The 15,744-nt window shown below is 46.4% G+C and carries 12 protein-coding genes; 10 read left to right on the forward strand and 2 right to left on the reverse strand.

The genetic code is table 11. From position 1 onward, the window contains the following. Positions 1 to 15: 15 nt before the first annotated feature. Entirely contained in the window at positions 16 to 1,020 is a 1,005-nt protein-coding gene (locus J4G02_05600) for an AIR synthase family protein (protein MCE2394053.1), read from the reverse strand. Between the two features lie 17 nt (positions 1,021 to 1,037). Continuing rightward, positions 1,038 to 1,172 (reverse strand): 50S ribosomal protein L34, encoded by a 135-nt coding sequence (gene rpmH, locus J4G02_05605; protein ID MCE2394054.1) that lies wholly within the window; start codon positions 1,170 to 1,172, stop codon positions 1,038 to 1,040. 440 nt (positions 1,173 to 1,612) lie between these two features. Here rpmH and dnaA point away from each other — a divergent pair, with 440 nt between their 5' ends. The 10 genes from dnaA to J4G02_05655 all read left to right on the forward strand — a co-directional run bounded on the left by dnaA (position 1,613) and on the right by J4G02_05655 (position 15,677). After that, positions 1,613 to 2,962: a chromosomal replication initiator protein DnaA gene (dnaA, locus tag J4G02_05610; protein ID MCE2394055.1), complete on the forward strand. Its 1,350-nt coding sequence runs from the start codon at positions 1,613 to 1,615 to the stop codon at positions 2,960 to 2,962. A 331-nt stretch (positions 2,963 to 3,293) separates the two neighbouring features. Next, the gene (gene dnaN / locus J4G02_05615) at positions 3,294 to 4,397 is read left to right on the forward strand and encodes a DNA polymerase III subunit beta (protein ID MCE2394056.1); all 1,104 of its coding nucleotides are present in this window, start codon (positions 3,294 to 3,296) and stop codon (positions 4,395 to 4,397) included. 200 nt (positions 4,398 to 4,597) lie between these two features. Then, a complete protein-coding gene (gene recF / locus J4G02_05620; GenBank protein MCE2394057.1) occupies positions 4,598 to 5,773 on the forward strand; it encodes a DNA replication/repair protein RecF in 1,176 nt (391 codons plus the stop codon). Beyond that, positions 5,757 to 6,266, forward strand: coding sequence for a DUF721 domain-containing protein (locus J4G02_05625; protein ID MCE2394058.1), 510 nt, complete (start codon positions 5,757 to 5,759; stop codon positions 6,264 to 6,266). The genes recF and J4G02_05625 overlap by 17 nt, the downstream gene beginning before the upstream one ends. Before the next feature lie 183 nt (positions 6,267 to 6,449). Then, entirely contained in the window at positions 6,450 to 8,903 is a 2,454-nt protein-coding gene (gyrB, locus tag J4G02_05630) for a DNA topoisomerase (ATP-hydrolyzing) subunit B (GenBank protein MCE2394059.1), read from the forward strand. A 1-nt stretch (position 8,904) separates the two neighbouring features. Next, a complete protein-coding gene (locus J4G02_05635; protein MCE2394060.1) occupies positions 8,905 to 9,372 on the forward strand; it encodes a cupin domain-containing protein in 468 nt (155 codons plus the stop codon). 179 nt (positions 9,373 to 9,551) lie between these two features. Continuing rightward, complete coding sequence (locus J4G02_05640) at positions 9,552 to 9,881, forward strand: hypothetical protein (protein MCE2394061.1); 330 nt, start codon at positions 9,552 to 9,554, stop codon at positions 9,879 to 9,881. Positions 9,882 to 9,925: 44 nt separating this feature from the next. Next, positions 9,926 to 12,385 (forward strand): DNA gyrase subunit A, encoded by a 2,460-nt coding sequence (gene gyrA / locus J4G02_05645; GenBank protein MCE2394062.1) that lies wholly within the window; start codon positions 9,926 to 9,928, stop codon positions 12,383 to 12,385. Between the two features lie 26 nt (positions 12,386 to 12,411). Continuing rightward, complete coding sequence (locus J4G02_05650; protein MCE2394063.1) at positions 12,412 to 13,857, forward strand: tetratricopeptide repeat protein; 1,446 nt, start codon at positions 12,412 to 12,414, stop codon at positions 13,855 to 13,857. Positions 13,858 to 13,883: 26 nt separating this feature from the next. Further along, a complete protein-coding gene (locus J4G02_05655) occupies positions 13,884 to 15,677 on the forward strand; it encodes a hypothetical protein (protein MCE2394064.1) in 1,794 nt (597 codons plus the stop codon). The last annotated feature ends 67 nt before the right edge of the window (positions 15,678 to 15,744 follow it).

Here is a 15,744-nt window from a genome sequence, read left to right on the forward strand (position 1 = left end):
TTCGTCGCCTCCCTCTCATTCGCTAAAGACCTTCGTAATCTCGTCCGTCTCAAAAATAGGGAGTGGACAGCGTTGGCTATCCGTCTCGATCCAACAACCGCTCTCCGGCGGTAGTAACTGGCCAATAATTTGACAGGGAATATTGCGTTCAATAATCGCCGATACGATCTCGTTGCTTTTCGTTGGGTCCGCCGCAATCAGCAACGCACCAGAGGAGATAACTCCTAGCGGATTCAGATCCAACTCACAACAAAGTTGCGCTGTTTCATCCGATATGAGCAGCGCATTGTGCCAGACGACCACCCCCAAGTTCGCAGCATGTGCAAGCTCGTGGATGGCTGTTGTGACGCCGCCTTCCGTTGGATCGTGCATTGCATGGACACCGCCCGTTTCGACAGCAATCAGTGCCTCTTCCAGCACTGAGATTCCCGGTGAGGTCAAATACCCCTTTGCTCGATCAAGAAAAGTGGGAGAAAACTTCGCCAATAGATCCGCTTCACACTCACGGGCGATGATTGACGTAGCTTCAATGCCAAGCCCTTTCGTCAATATTAGATCATCCCCCGCCTGCGCCCCTGATGAAACGATTAGCTTGTCCTTGGCAACTTCACCGAGCATTTGCCCAATAACAATTGGTCTATCTAGACCGTAAGTAATCTCAGTGTGGCCGCCACACAACGTAATGCCAAAATGATTACATGCGGCGTTAATCTGTTCCATGATACGGCGAACCGACGCTTCAGTCGTCCGGTTTTCCGGTAGAAGAATCGTCGTCAACAGCCATTTGGGAACTGCCCCCATTGTTGCAATATCGTTGCTGTTGACGCAGATAAGATACCAGCCAATCTCATCGGTTGCAAAGGTAATCGGATCCGTCTTAGCAACCAGATACGATTCGCCGAAGTCTATTACAGCAGCGTCCTCGCCGATTTTCGGTCCAACAATGACACGAGTATCCCGATCCGGTTGAGGTAGAAGCTGCTCCAACAGATCAATCTTGAGTTTTCCGAGGGGCAACACCATTGGTGTATATCCTGTTAAGCGGTGAGGATCTTTCGACCTCTTGCACGACGCTGAGAGAGAATCTTCCGGCCATCCCGCGTAGACATCCGTTTACGAAAGCCAAACTTATTTTTTCGTTTGCGACGGTGAGGTTGATATGTACGTTTCATCAGTACCTGCTCCTAACTAATTTTAGTTTTTAAACAATCAACTCAAAGCGAAGGAATGATAGTCTATCAGGTTAGGATTTGTCAAGCCTTTTTCCCGCGGATAGATCGGATTTTGGCTTGATTTTACACCATGTTTTATGATATACTACAGCAGACCTTCTGACGGATAGAAACTAAATCTAATCCCCGTCTCACTATAGTCAAACAAATTGTGGACAAATTGTGGATAACCTGTGGATAACTTGCGATTAGAGCAGATAGTTTTTGTCCTTAAGTAGTGCGCTGTTAATTTTGTAGTTATGATTTTTTCCTCATTTTGGTTTCCAGTTGTTTAGCGGACACACCGGTTAGGGAACCCAACCTTTTTATATCAATAGTTGATTGCTATATCGCTTGAATTTCCCTGAAAGCCCCCTCCAATTATTATAGGAATTAATATAATGCGGTATACCCCGGATCAAATCTGGTTGAAAATTCTGTCCGAGTTGGGCGACACCATTCGTGAAGATGTTTATCTCCGTCAAGCCAAACCAATGGCTCTGACAGAAAGTGAACTGACAGTTTCAGTTCCGAGTGTGTATACACAGGAGCAAATTGCAAGCCGTTTTCTTCCTGATATCAACGGTCTCTTAGAGAAACAGATTGGCGCAAATTGTCGGCTCAAAATCATCGCTGCACAGCCCGACGGAAAAAGACAACCTGAATCTTCGGCATCAGCTGCTCCTGATGCTCCTGATGATGATGCCCCCTCAACTGATACAACCCTTAATCCCGAATATAGTTTTGATCGGTTCGTTGTAGGAACTGGAAATCGTTTGAGTCATGCGGCTTCACTGGCTGTATCGGAAAACCCAGGCAAGATTTACAACCCACTTTTCATCTATGGTGGTGTTGGATTGGGTAAGACTCACCTGCTGCACGCAATCGGTAACCGAATCCAAGAGGTTCATTCCAAGCAGAAAGTGCTCTATATCTCTTCTGAAACCTTTATGAATGAATACATTGATTCTATCATCACTCGCACAACCGCCTTCGACTTCCGAAGCAAATATCGGACAGTCGATGTGCTTCTTATTGATGATATTCAATTCTTACAACGTAAGGAGGGCACCCAAGAAGAATTTTTCCATACTTTTAATGAACTTCACCAAAATTCAAATCATATTGTGATGACAAGCGACCGCCCGCCGAAAAATCTTGAAACCGTTGAAGAACGATTACGCTCCCGTTTTGAGTGGGGAATGGTTGCAGACATCAGTCCACCACAATTTGAAACAAGGATTGCTATCCTTCGCCAGAAATGTGAAGACCAAAACTTGGAAAATGTTCCCGACTCTGTTTTAAGCTACATTGCCGAAGCGATTCAAACAAACATTCGGGACCTAGAGGGATCGCTCATTAGGGTCGCCGCAGAAGCAAGCCTTTTCAATGAGGAGTTGACAGTCGATTTTGCGCGCAATGTGTTAAACGACTTCACCGCACCACCGCCCCGGATTAACTCTAAAGCTATCACAGCAGAAGATATTCAAAAAGCGGTGGCAGGCTATTTTCGCCTCAAAATCAGTGACCTCAAATCCTCTACACGCACAAAAGCGGTGGTTGTGCCTCGACAGATTGCTATGTATATTTGCCGTCAACTAACCAATCTGTCCCTTATGGAAATTGCTGATGCTTTCGGGAGGCAAGATCACACGACCATTTTGCACGCTAATAACCGAATTGAAGAGAGCATCCGAACAGATGCGGAGCTGTACCAAACAATTAACTTTTTAATCGAAGATATTAAATAATAGAAATATATTTGTTAAATCGTTAATGTGGATAACCTGTGGATAACCCTGTGGATAACCTGTGGATGGTTTGTGGATAGATGTGGATAACTTTGGGGCTGTGGATAGATTGTGGATAAGTCAAAAAGTTATCCACAAGTTATCCACAGGCTTCCAGCCAGTCGTGGCGCGGGTTTAGGGGAGTTATACACATATCCACATCCCCTACTACTACTATTATTAATATATAAATTAATAGAATAGAGAGTAGATAAGGAATATATAATGATAAATCGTCAAAAAGTATTTATGAAGATTTAACTTAGAAACATAATTTTTTAGGAGAAAGAAGATGCAATTAGTTTTTGCAAAAGAAGATCTGTTTAGATGTATTCAAGTATTACAAGGTGTAGCTGCTGGAAGGAACACACTTCCCATATTGTCGAATATCCTGATTCGTGCAACGGACGGACAAATCGAGATTGCAGCAACCGATCTTGAAGTTAGCATTCAAACCGTGGTTCCCGGTACTATCGTTGAGGAGGGTGCCATTACCGTATCGGCGAGAAAGCTTTCTGAAATTGTACGTGAGTTGCCAGACCAAGAGATAAGGCTTGCAACAACGGCAAACGATCGAATCGAAATTACCTGTGGAGAAGGCGTTTATAAAATTATCGGACTTCCTGATGATGAGTTCCCGGATCTTCCCTCAATTACGGGAGCGTTTTTCACTATTGATGGTGACTTGCTCTGTTCGATGATTGATAAAACCGAGTTTTCTGCTTCCACTGAGGAAACGCGATACTTCTTGAATGGACTCTATTTTGATTTGACACCCGAAATAACTCAGATTGTCGCAACTGATGGCCGACGACTTGCTGTCGCATCGAGTGATACACTGATGCCACCACCTCAAGAACCGATAGGGGTTATCATTCCACTCAAAGCGGTCCGGGAGATTACCAAGACCTTTGCAGAATCAGCGGAGGTTAAAGTCTGCTTGCTAGAAAACCAGATCATTTTCGCTGATGATGATTCCACTTTGGCCTCTCGATTGGTTGAGGGAGAATACCCCAAGTATCAACAGATTATCCCTAGCGATAACGAGGTCCACCTGACACTTAATGTCGACAAAATGCTAGGAGGGCTGAGGCGAGTATCGCTATTATCCAACCCGAAAACCTACTCAATCCGTTTGGACGTTCAGGACGGCAAAGTGCGCATCTCTGCGAAGACACCCGAACTTGGCGAGGCGTATGAAACAGTAGATGTCACAAGCGGCGACGGAGAAATCCAGATTGCTTTTGATGCGCGTTTCCTCGTGGAAGCTGTGGGACATATCCAAGCCGAAGATTTCCGTTTGGAACTCAAAGATTCCCTCAGTGCGGCTGTCTTAAAGCCTGTTGACGATGATGGGCATCTCTGCTTAATCATGCCGATGCGGCTTGACTCATAACAGTTGCGATTGTCTGCCCAATCGTGAGAGGACTCATAACAGAAGATGTCATAGGGTCCACGCTTTAACGGTTTTAACGCAGGGATGGTATTACTCTGGTCCACGGCTTTGCCCGAAACATTGACTATTGACCGTAATCTAAGTATGACACAGATGCAACTGAACAGGCTCTCCGCGCCCGCTAAAAGCACCTCACGACAATGAGACTAAACCAACTTGTGTTGCGTAATTTTCGTAGTTATACTGATTGTGAAGTTGAATTCACCGATCGAGTGAACTTGATTGTTGGGGAAAACGCGCAGGGGAAAACAACACTACTAGAAGCAATTTATTTTCTCAGTACGGCGAAATCACACCGCACCTACCCTGATAATGAATTGATACGGCACAACGAGAGTTGGTTTTACCTCAAAGGGGAGATTGCCGCTGCAGATGATGCGCGGCCGGATCCAGAACCCCACAATCTGCAGCCACTAGACTTGATGACGGTTGAAGTCTCAAATGAGTTGAGTGGCAAGAAGCGTTTCAAGTTCAATGGGATTATTCAGAAAAAACTTTCTCAGTGGATTGGTCAGTTCAATGTTGTCTTTTTCTCCCCTGAGTCACTCACTTTAGTCAAAGGGTCTCCCGCAGACCGTCGGCGTTTTATCGATCTTTTGATTTCCCAGATCAATTCGGCGTACTTGAATTCTCTCCAAAACTACCAATTTGCGCTGAAGCAGCGCAACGAGTTGCTGAAACAAGTTCGGTCGAAACAGGCCAGGCCAGACTTCCTCGATCCGTGGGATGATACACTCATTGCCGAAGGAATCTCTATCGTCCAAACACGTGCGAGACTTTTTGACCAATTAAAGGCTTACGTTGGAGCCAAGCACGCCGAATTGACCGGAGATCGTGAGATACTCGAATTGAAATACCAACCTTCTCCTGAAAAGATTAATGACGCGATCGAGCAGGAGGCGACAGAACTATTTCGCAAGGGGCTACAATCTTCCCGATCTTACGATATTCTGCGGGGTATGACTTCGGTGGGGCCCCACCGGGACGATTTCAAATTAATACTGGAATCGCAGTCTGCCGGAGCGATGTATTTTCAGGAAGCAAAGGCTTTTGGATCGCAGGGGCAACAACGAACAATTGCCTTAGCCCTCAAACTTGGGGAATTGGAATTAATACGTGAAACCACAGGTAAAACTCCTATCGTTCTATTGGATGACGTTTTCTCAGAATTGGATGAGGAGCGTTCGTCCTTTTTATTTCACTTGCTCGGACGATTGAATGCACAAACATTCATCACTTCAACGCGGCAGGAGGCATGGGTGCCAGAGTTAGGTGATTGCCGCGTATTTACGGTGCATGATGGACAAGTCAACTGAGAAAACAGAACGGATCGATCTGCTGCTTGATGGGCTGATTCGTGATTATGGATTGGATCACAAAGTTCTTGAAACACAAGTCTTTGCCGCTTGGAAAGGAGCGGTGGGTGCGCTGATCGCTCGCAACACTCAGCCGATTTCACTCGTTAATGGGAAATTAACAGTTTATGCTCTCGCCCCTGTCTGGGTCAACGAACTCCAGGTATCGAGAGGGAAAATAATTCCCAAGATCAACAAAGCTGTCAATTTTCCTGCGGTGAAAACCTTGGAATTTTCTGTTAAGCCGATTCATTCGACAAAATATTCAAAAAGTCAACGTTTTCACCGTCCAAAACGTCTTAAATTAGAGACTGTTGAATTAGATAGGGAGACATTAAAACGCATTGATCAGATCGTCGCATCGGTCGAGGATCCAGATCTGAAAGCGCACTTAAAGCGACTCTTTATCAAACAGAGCCAACGCGCTTTAGTTAAAGATAACCTAAGTTGCTAGTTATTAAAAATCCATTAGAACCTGTAGGTCGAGATTCACATCTCGACACAAAACCGTCGATTGTACGGGGATTAGGGGTTGTTGGTTTGAATATGCCGACAACTAGCAACTTGCGTTAAAGATAAGTAATAGAGGTTAGTATAATAGTAGTTAGCAATAGAAGTTGATGAAAGGAGTAGATATATGAGGAACGCTTCTTCTTATACTGCGAAAAATATCCAAGTACTTAAAGGATTAGAAGCGGTTCGCAAACGTCCTAGTATGTACATCGGTAGCACTGGTCCCACGGGGCTACACCACCTGATCAAAGAGTTAGTCGATAATTCAATTGACGAAATCGCTGCCGGCTTCGGATCGAAGGTGGAAGTTACCCTGCACGCCGACGGCAGCGCAACTGTGCGTGATGAGGGGCGTGGTATTCCGGTGGGGCGACATGCAAGTGGCGCTTCTGCGTTACAGGTTGTGATGACCACTCTGCATGCCGGTGGGAAATTTGACGGACGTGCAAGTTCTGGATATAAAACCGCTGGCGGTCTGCACGGCGTAGGTGCTTCTATTGTCAATGCCCTATCGGAATGGGTTCATGTCCAGGTTAGACAAAATGGGAAGGTACATCATCAAAAGTATGCGCGTGGCATACCCTTGACAAAGGTTGAAGTTGTCGGCACGAGTAAAAAAACAGGTACAACGACAACCTTCATGCCAGATTCAGAAATCTTTGAAACCATTCACTTCTCACATGATGTCTTGGCAGAGCGCCTCCGCGAATTTGCGTTTCTCAATCGTGGTATCAAGATTGTCTTCAAAGATGAGCGGCTTACCGAAGACGGTAAGGAGAGGGAAACTCGTGTTTTTCAGTACGCGGGTGGCATTTCGTCGTTTGTCCAATATCATAACCAGAACAAAGAGGTCCTCCACAGAGATCCCATTTACATAGAGGGACTCAGAGATGATGTTTCGATCGAGATTGCGCTGCAATTCAACACCGGTTATTCCGAAAATCTCTTTTCCTACGCCAATAATGTCCGCACCCCCGAAGGTGGATTTCATGAGAGCGGTTTCAAAAGCGCGTTCACACGGACTTTCAACGCTTATGCTAAGTCTTATGATCTGCTAAAGAATGTAAAGATCAATTTGTCGGGTGAGGATATTCGTGAAGGAATGACCGGCGTTATTAGCGTCAAAGTCCCTGACCCACAGTTTGAAGGACAGACAAAACAAAAATTAGGGAATACCGAGGTTGAGGGGATTGTGCAGACTCTCGTCAATGAGAAGTTAAAGAGCTACCTCGAAGAAAACCCGAACATTGCCAAAAGGGTTATCCAAAAGAGTATTCAAGCCGCGCAAGCACGGGATGCTGCTCGAAGGGCGCGGGAAGTTATCCGCCGGAAGGGGATACTGGATTCCGCATCAATGCCCGGCAAACTTGCCGATTGTTCCGAACGTGACCCCGCACTGTGTGAAGCATTTCTCGTTGAAGGCGATTCAGCCGGTGGAACAGCAAAGCAAGGACGTGACCGGCGCTTTCAAGCAATATTGCCGTTGAAGGGAAAAGGCATTAACGTTGCCAAGGCGCGCTTAGATAAGATTCTCAAGAACGATCAGATCATTGACATTGTCACTATGTTGGGAACGGGGATTGGTCAGGAAGATTTTACGCTGGAGAAATTGCGCTATAGCAAGGTGATTATCATGGCTGATGCCGATGTTGATGGCGCACATATCCGCACCTTGCTCTTGACTTTCTTCTTCCGTCAGATGCCCCAATTGATTCAGGAAGGACATCTGTACATCGCTCAACCGCCGCTGTATCAAATCCGGAAGGGGCGTCGCGCCCAATATCTCCAAAGCGACGAACAGATGAATGATTATCTCTTGGAAGCTTCGATGGAAAGCGCGAAACTAACCAACAGCCGGCGTGCTAAACCGTACACAGAAAAACAGTTTCGCACAATTCTTGAGACCATCCGAAAAATTGAGGGTTCATTAAACGAGTTAGGACGAAAAGGGATTGATACAGATCGCATTTTTGGTCAACGTTTTCGGGGTGAAGAGACCGTCCCCTTATTCCAAGTTCAAACCGATAGGGGAAAGTTCTACCGTTTTGAGGATGAGGAGATTGATCAGTTGATTGAGCAGAATACAAATTCTCAGTTGGAGATCGAAGATCTTGAGGAGACGAGCGAGGCGGTGATTGAAGATGTCTCAGATATGTCCGAAATCCGAGAGTTGGATCAGCTCATTGATGGGTTAAACAGATTTGATATAGTGCCTCACGATTTCGATCGCTCAAATGGAGTCGAGAATAGTAACGGTAATTCGATCTTTACCATCCGAGATGGTGACCGGGAGCCTCGAAAATCGAATACCGTCTGGGAAATGCTGGGTGTCATTGAGGACATCGGGCGGCGCGGTATCAATATTACCCGCTACAAAGGGCTTGCGGAGATGAACGCAGATCAGTTGAAAGACACGACCATGGACCGTGAATCACGAATTCTGCTTCAGGTCAAGATGGAGGATGCTGTCGAGGCGGATCGGATGTTTACCCTGCTCATGGGTGATGATGTTGATCCACGGCGTGTCTTTATCGAAAAATATGGGAATCAGGTGAATCTCGACCTGTACGGGGCGTAAGATGTCAAATGATGTCGTGGATTGGCGTGACAGTGGCGTGAGAATTGTCCGCAGCGATCGGCTTGATATCAATACGCCGCAGACCCCCGGTATGACCCGTGCCGCTGCCATCAATCGTGCGACCGCTGGAGCTAACAAGCTCTGGGCTGGCACGGTGAATATTCAACCGAACGCAAAAACCGGCGCACACCATCATGGCGCGTTGGAGAGTGTGATTTATGTGGTGAAGGGGCGCGCACGTATGCGGTGGGGAGAGCAGCTTGAATTTGTCGCAGAGGCGGGTCCCGGTGATTTCATCTATGTGCCGCCTTTCGTGCCACACCAAGAAATTAACGCCAGCACGGACGAACCTCTCTCCTGTGTTTTAGTGCGGAGCGATCAAGAGCCAATTGTCGTCAACTTGGATATTGAACCGGTAGAGCCACCGGAGGAAGTCTATTGGGTTGACCCAATCCACCCTGAACCGTAAAGGGAACAGAGAAATGATTAAAGTAAAGATCCCTAGAGAAACATGGCACAAAACTTGGAAGTCATTGCTCCAAGAAGGACCTATCACGCGAGTGTCAAAGGATTACATCTATCTGATTTCAAATCGGCATCTACAAATACTACAGGAAAAACAACTTCCATTTGAGGAGATAGACACTGTTGTTAGTCCGAGTGAAAAAATACGACATTTACTTGCCTCTCCGCTACAATGATGGAAGACAAATTGAAGATGAAAGATCTGATCAAGTTGATGATGTCCTTTACGAACGCTTTGGTGGATTGACTACTGTCCTGTGTGAATTTCCATTGCGTGGCTTATGGAGTGGAGAAAGTGAAGCCTATCGCGATCTCATCGTCATTTATACTACCATCGACTTTGAACCTTCCGAGTCAACAACCCGATTTTTTGAGGAATACAAAGAGATTTTAAAGTCTCAATTTCAGCAAGAAGATATACTAATCACGGTTCAAGAAATTGGAGTATTTTAGAACATACATTTGCCGATAAATTATACCAAGGAGTAAAGCAGAACGTGCTAACACGAAACGATGAAAATACCAATATTGTCACGCGATATATTGAAGATGAGTTAAGGGAATCCTACCTCACCTACGCGATGAGCGTGAACACCAACCGGGCGATTCCGGACCTCAGAGATGGATTGAAGCCCAGCACGCGACGCATCCTCTATGCCATGGGAGAGATGAACCTCACGGCAGGACGCTCCTATGACAAGTGTGCGGCTGTCGTTGGTGAGGTCATGAAGAACTTCCATCCACACGGCGACGGTCCAATCTACGATACGTTGGTTGGACTGGTTCAAGAGTTTGCCATGCGTTACCCTTTGGTGGACGGACAGGGGAATTTTGGGTCCATTGACGACGACCCACCGGGAGCAATGCGCTACACAGAGTGCCGTTTGATGCGGATTGCGGATGAGATGTTGGCAGACATCCACAAAAATACCGTTGACTTTCAGCCCAACTACAAGGAATCGACAACCGAACCGACCGTACTTCCGGCACGGTTACCAAACTTGCTAGTCAACGGGACAACCGGTATTGGCGTGGGATACCTGACACGAATTCCGCCGCATAACTTGGGGGAAATCGTTGATGGGTTAATTCTATTGCTGGAGAATCCAGAAGCAACCCTTGAAGATCTCATGGTGCATATCCCTGGTCCCGACTTCCCGACAGCAGCCGAGATTGTCGGACGCACCGGTATTCGTGACATATACGCCAATGGTAGAGGCTCAATCACCGTCCGAGGAAAAGCGGTTATTGAGCGAACCAAAGAAGGCAGAGAACGCATCCTCATCACAGAGATTCCGTACCAAGTTAAGAAAAATCACTTACTCCAGAAGATGTATGATCTTGTCGCCGGTAAGACAATCACAGGAATCTCCGATATCCGGGATGAGTCCGATCAAAACATACGGGTTATTGTTGAGCTCAAACGGGGTGAGATTGCACAGGTGATATTGAACCAGCTATACAAGCATACGCAGATGCAAACCAACTACAGCGCGATTATGCTATGCCTCGTTGATGGGTTGCCCAAAGTGCTGTCTCTGACGGAGATCATGAGTTACTATCTCGAACATCGTCGAGAGGTCATTCGCCGTCGGACGCAATACGATCTTGACGTCTGTGAACGACGAGCACATATTCTGGAAGGGTATCGTATCGCCTTAAACAACATTGAAGATGTGATCGACACTGTTCAAACCGCGGAATCTCCCGAAGAGGCTCGAAACCTATTAATAGAAAATTATGATCTGTCGGAGGTGCAAGCAAGTGAGATCTTAACCATGACGCTCCGCCAATTGACAGGGCTGGAGCGACAGAAAATTAATGATGAGTACGCAAACCTTCTCGAACAGATTGAAGAGTTGCGGACAATCCTTGATAGTGAAATCCTCATTACTAACATTATCAAAGAGGAATTATTAGAACTAAAAGCCAAATACGCTGACGAACGACGGACCGAAATCGTTGATGCGGTGACCGAGTTTGAGATTGAAGACCTCATCGCTGATGAAGAGATGGTTGTCGCTATTTCTCACGAGGGTTACATCAAGCGAGTGCCAATTACCACCTATCGTCGTCAGCATCGAGGCGGGGTGGGTGTAATTGGGATGCAGAGCAAGGAAGGGGATTATCCCGAACATGTCTTTATCGCATCAGCCCATCAATATATCCTCTTCTTTACCGATCGCGGCAAATGTTATTGGCTGAAAGTCTTCGAGATTCCAGAACGGAGTCGTACTGCATCGGGGCAAGCAATTGTCAATCTGCTGCGAATAGAAAACGATGAGAAGATCACAGCGTTTGTACCTGTGCGTGAGTTTGATGAAGATCGGTCTGTTTTTATGGCAACGGAGAAAGGCGTTGTCAAGAAATGCAGCCTTGAAGTTTTTAGTAGGCCATATTCTGCCGGTATTATTGCGATCAATCTCGACGAAGGTGACAAACTTATCGGGGTGCATTTGACCGAAGGTAATCACAATATCCTATTGGTCACACGATCTGGGTTATCCATCCGGTTCAATGAAGGGGAAGTTCGTAGGATGGGACGGACGGCAGCGGGCGTTCGTGGAATCCGTTTGGCACAAGACGATTTCGTTATTGGTATGATTGCTGCGGCCGATGAGAGCGAGACCGTGTTGGTCGTGACGGAAAATGGTTACGGCAAACGTACGTTGTTGGCGAATTATCGTTTGCAGGGACGCGCTGGAAAAGGTGTGATTGCGATTAAAACAAGCACCCGTAACGGACCTGTTGTTGCAACGAAAATGGTGTCGAACGATGACGAGCTAATTATTGTGAATTCAAACGGCATGTTGACACGCATGGCAGTCAACGATATCCGCACGATTGGGAGAAATACGCAGGGCGTGCGTTTGATGTCCTTGCGGAAAGAGGAGAGTGTTGTTGATGTTGGAAAAATCTCCCAAAATGGTAACGAACCCGAAGTTGAGGAAAGTTGATAAGTCACCTATAGAAAGGTCTTAATATGATACGTCTATCAGCGATATCGCTCGCTACCCTGATAGTGGTGAACTTAAATGCACAACTGAACGCTTCTGACGCAGCAGCATCAGAGTCAATGGTGGACAACGTTCGGGTCGTTGATAAGCCATTGGGTCCCGAATATAAACGTGCGATGCGGGTTTATGCCCATTTGATCTCCGCCACCTATTTCCGGGTAACGGCTAAACTGTCCCCTGCAAAAAAAGAGTATCAACAGATTCTGCGTGAACATGAAGCTTCCGCCTTTGTCCATACTCAATTGGCGCGCCTTAGCATGGAGATGTTCGACCTTCCAGCTGCGGAGGAACACTGCCGGAGAGCGATTGAAATTGCCCCTGGAGAACCAATGCCCTATTACCTGCTCGGACAGGTTATGATTTGGCGATACGGAAATGCAAAGCACAAAGATAAATGGGATGATATTGTTGCGACATTCCAAAAAGTCGTCGAACTAGATCCCGATCATTACGGATTTGAGAAAAATGGACGGCCGTTCAGCGCGTATAACTACCTTGGCGACATTGGGGAACAGATGGGAGACTACCAATCTGCTGCGAACGCTTTCAAAGAGCTGATTCGTATCATGCCCTATCAGCCGCTGTATTATCTACGGTTGGGCAGTCTCTATAACCAGTTGGGGGATAAACAGGAAGCAATCACCACTTACGAACGTGCAATCAAAATCAACCGCGACCTATGGCGAGCACATGACGCACTGTGGAAATTGGGTGTTGAGCAGCACGATCGGTTATATCAAGAAGACCAGTTAGAGGCTGCAGCAGAAAACCTCCAGAAAGCAATTTACTCTTATTCTCAACTGCAACGACTAGCCCCACCTGCTAATCACAAACACGACCACGACAATGATTTGCTAGCACAGTTCCGGGCACGTCTTGGGAGCCTCTACGTCGTCTTGGAGCGGGAAAACGAGGCAATTGAAATTTTAAAGGAAGCATTAGAAACAACTCCCAATAACCCTGATGCAAACTACTGGCTCGGAATTGCTTACCAAGAGATTGGGAATTTTGAACAAGCGGAACACTATCTCAGAACAACAATTGCGCTCTCACCCGAACGTGAAGAGGCTTACAACGCGCTCGGATATTTCTTTGCCGAACTTGGAACCAACTTAGACGAAGCTGTGAAACTAATCCAGAAAGCTTTGAAAAAATCTCCAGCAAATGGTGCCTATTTGGATAGCCTCGGTTGGGCATATTTCAAGCAGGGCAAGTTGAATGACGCATTGAAACAACTCGAAAAAGCCGTTATCTACATGCCGAATAGTGTAGAAGTCCAAGATCATCTAGGAGAGGTTTATCTAAAAAAAGGACTTAAGAAGGAAGCAGTTGCAGCGTGGCAAAAAGCGATTCAACTATCACCCGGTGATACCACGATTCTAGAGAAACTGAAAAAGCATGGACAGGAGTGAACTCCGAAAAATGAGGACATGGGAAAATGAGAAAATGGGGAAATGGTGCGTTCATGAGTTCATGGGTCCATGGGTTTATTCAGGGTATATGGAATAGACAATCTGTTTCACGTTTCACGCTTCACGTTTTACGGATTACGCTTTACGTTCTGCTGGGAGTGTCGACCGCTTATGGTTGGATCGATGGCACTCCCTATTTTTATGAACACTTTGGGTCTATCCTCAAGGAGGCTTCTGAAGTTCCTTCTGCACCTGCTCAACCAAATGCACGTCAACTGACACTCGGAGATCGCAGGGATTTCTTCTCGGTCAATTTTAACACCCACGAACAATATATCGTTCAAGCTACATTGCGAGCGATTGGTGAGTTCTGTTACATCTTCGTTGAGGATTCGCAGTGGTTACGAACAGTGAATGAACAAACAGTTCGCTCCGTGCGCCGTGCATTTGATGAAACGACACCGGCTGATTCAAATCGTGGGATCTATGAAATCGAAACGGAGCTTTTTGGGGCACCGCCAGATATTGATGGCGATAAGCGAATCTATTTGCTTTTATTGAATATCCGTGACAAAGCAACACGAGGCAGCAATTTCGTCGCAGGGTTTTTCAGCCCCGTGAACCAGCACCGAGGCATTCTGAGACACCCGGAGATAGGTATTCCGGTGCGTAGCAACGAACTCGATATGCTCTATCTGGACACCGATCCCCTAAACGCAGGGAGCGAGAAAGCCTTCGGTGTGCTTGCCCACGAATTTGAGCATCTCATCCACTGGCGGCATGATGTAGATGAAGCAATCTGGGTCAATGAAGGCTGTGCTGAATACGCTATGTTCGTTTGTGGCTATCGAGTAAGAAGCCATATCTCATCATTTCAACAGAATCCGCGTATCTCGCTAATAGATTGGCCCCAAGGAGCGCGCAGCCAACTCGCTCATTACGGTGCAGTCTACTTATGGATGCTTTATCTCCATGAACACTACGGCGGTTCACAAACAATCGCCGCAATCGTGAAAGATCGAGCAAACGGAATCTCCGGCATCAATAATGCCTTGCACTCGCGTGGTGTAGAAGCGGCGTTCCCCGTTATCTATGCCGATTGGAAGGTCGCGAATTATCTAGATGATACCGAATTTGCCGATGGGCGGTACGGTTATCAGAATGAGCAACTAAGGCTCCGGTACCACCGTGAGCATCGCTCATATCCTGTGTCTGTTGAAAACAACGTACTTGCTGGCTATGCATCAGACTATATTCCCTTCTACCCTAACGCTAAGAATGGTAGTCTGAGTCTTGCCTTTGAAGGCGATGATCTTCTCCCTTATGATGTCAAAGTAATTGAGTTTCAAGGCGAACAACCGATGACAGTGCACGATATGTCGTTGACTGAGATGGGAAAAGGGAGTCTATTTATCCTAGATTTTGGGCAGGAGGTCGGGAAAGTCACGCTTATCCCAAGTGTCCAGCCCGATCACGATTTATCAGGACACAACATATCATCTTACACCTATGGCGCCCAGCAGATTATTGAAAAGGTAGAGTTTAACGCAACAGTCTTGCCCAATCCTGTTCATCCAAGATATTGGGATATCATCGCCATTCCAAATCACTCAATTGGTGGCAGTCCGCCACAAATCACAGTTGCGCAAAATGCAGAACGCATTATATCAGCAACCCCAATGAAAGTTGTACAAGATGGAGCGATTTACACATATTCGCTTTATCTTTCTCCGGAGGTCACCCCTGAAAGCATCCGATGGGAGATTTTCTTCTTGGGGGAATCGGTTGGATCCGGTGAACTACAAAAACACAACGAGTAGATGTTAAAACAAACAGAACCAGTGCTTAAAAGATAGGTTCTGTCGTTTTCCTTTTACGCATCACGCT

The sequence above is a fragment of the Candidatus Poribacteria bacterium genome (genome assembly GCA_021295755.1).
In the GTDB taxonomy this organism is placed as follows: Bacteria; Poribacteria; WGA-4E; order WGA-4E; family PCPOR2b; genus PCPOR2b.

Excerpts from the sequence above, each read along its gene's own strand:
- rpmH (MCE2394054.1), bottom strand. The coding sequence starts at position 1,172 with ATGAAACGTACATATCAACCTCACCGTCGCAAACGAAAAAATAAGTTT.
- dnaA (MCE2394055.1), top strand. The coding sequence starts at position 1,613 with ATGCGGTATACCCCGGATCAAATCTGGTTGAAAATTCTGTCCGAGTTG.
- dnaN (MCE2394056.1), top strand. The coding sequence starts at position 3,294 with ATGCAATTAGTTTTTGCAAAAGAAGATCTGTTTAGATGTATTCAAGTA.
- recF (MCE2394057.1), top strand. The coding sequence starts at position 4,598 with ATGAGACTAAACCAACTTGTGTTGCGTAATTTTCGTAGTTATACTGAT.
- J4G02_05625 (MCE2394058.1), top strand. The coding sequence starts at position 5,757 with ATGGACAAGTCAACTGAGAAAACAGAACGGATCGATCTGCTGCTTGAT.
- gyrB (MCE2394059.1), top strand. The coding sequence starts at position 6,450 with ATGAGGAACGCTTCTTCTTATACTGCGAAAAATATCCAAGTACTTAAA.
- J4G02_05635 (MCE2394060.1), top strand. The coding sequence starts at position 8,905 with ATGTCAAATGATGTCGTGGATTGGCGTGACAGTGGCGTGAGAATTGTC.
- J4G02_05650 (MCE2394063.1), top strand. The coding sequence starts at position 12,412 with ATGATACGTCTATCAGCGATATCGCTCGCTACCCTGATAGTGGTGAAC.
- J4G02_05655 (MCE2394064.1), top strand. The coding sequence starts at position 13,884 with ATGAGAAAATGGGGAAATGGTGCGTTCATGAGTTCATGGGTCCATGGG.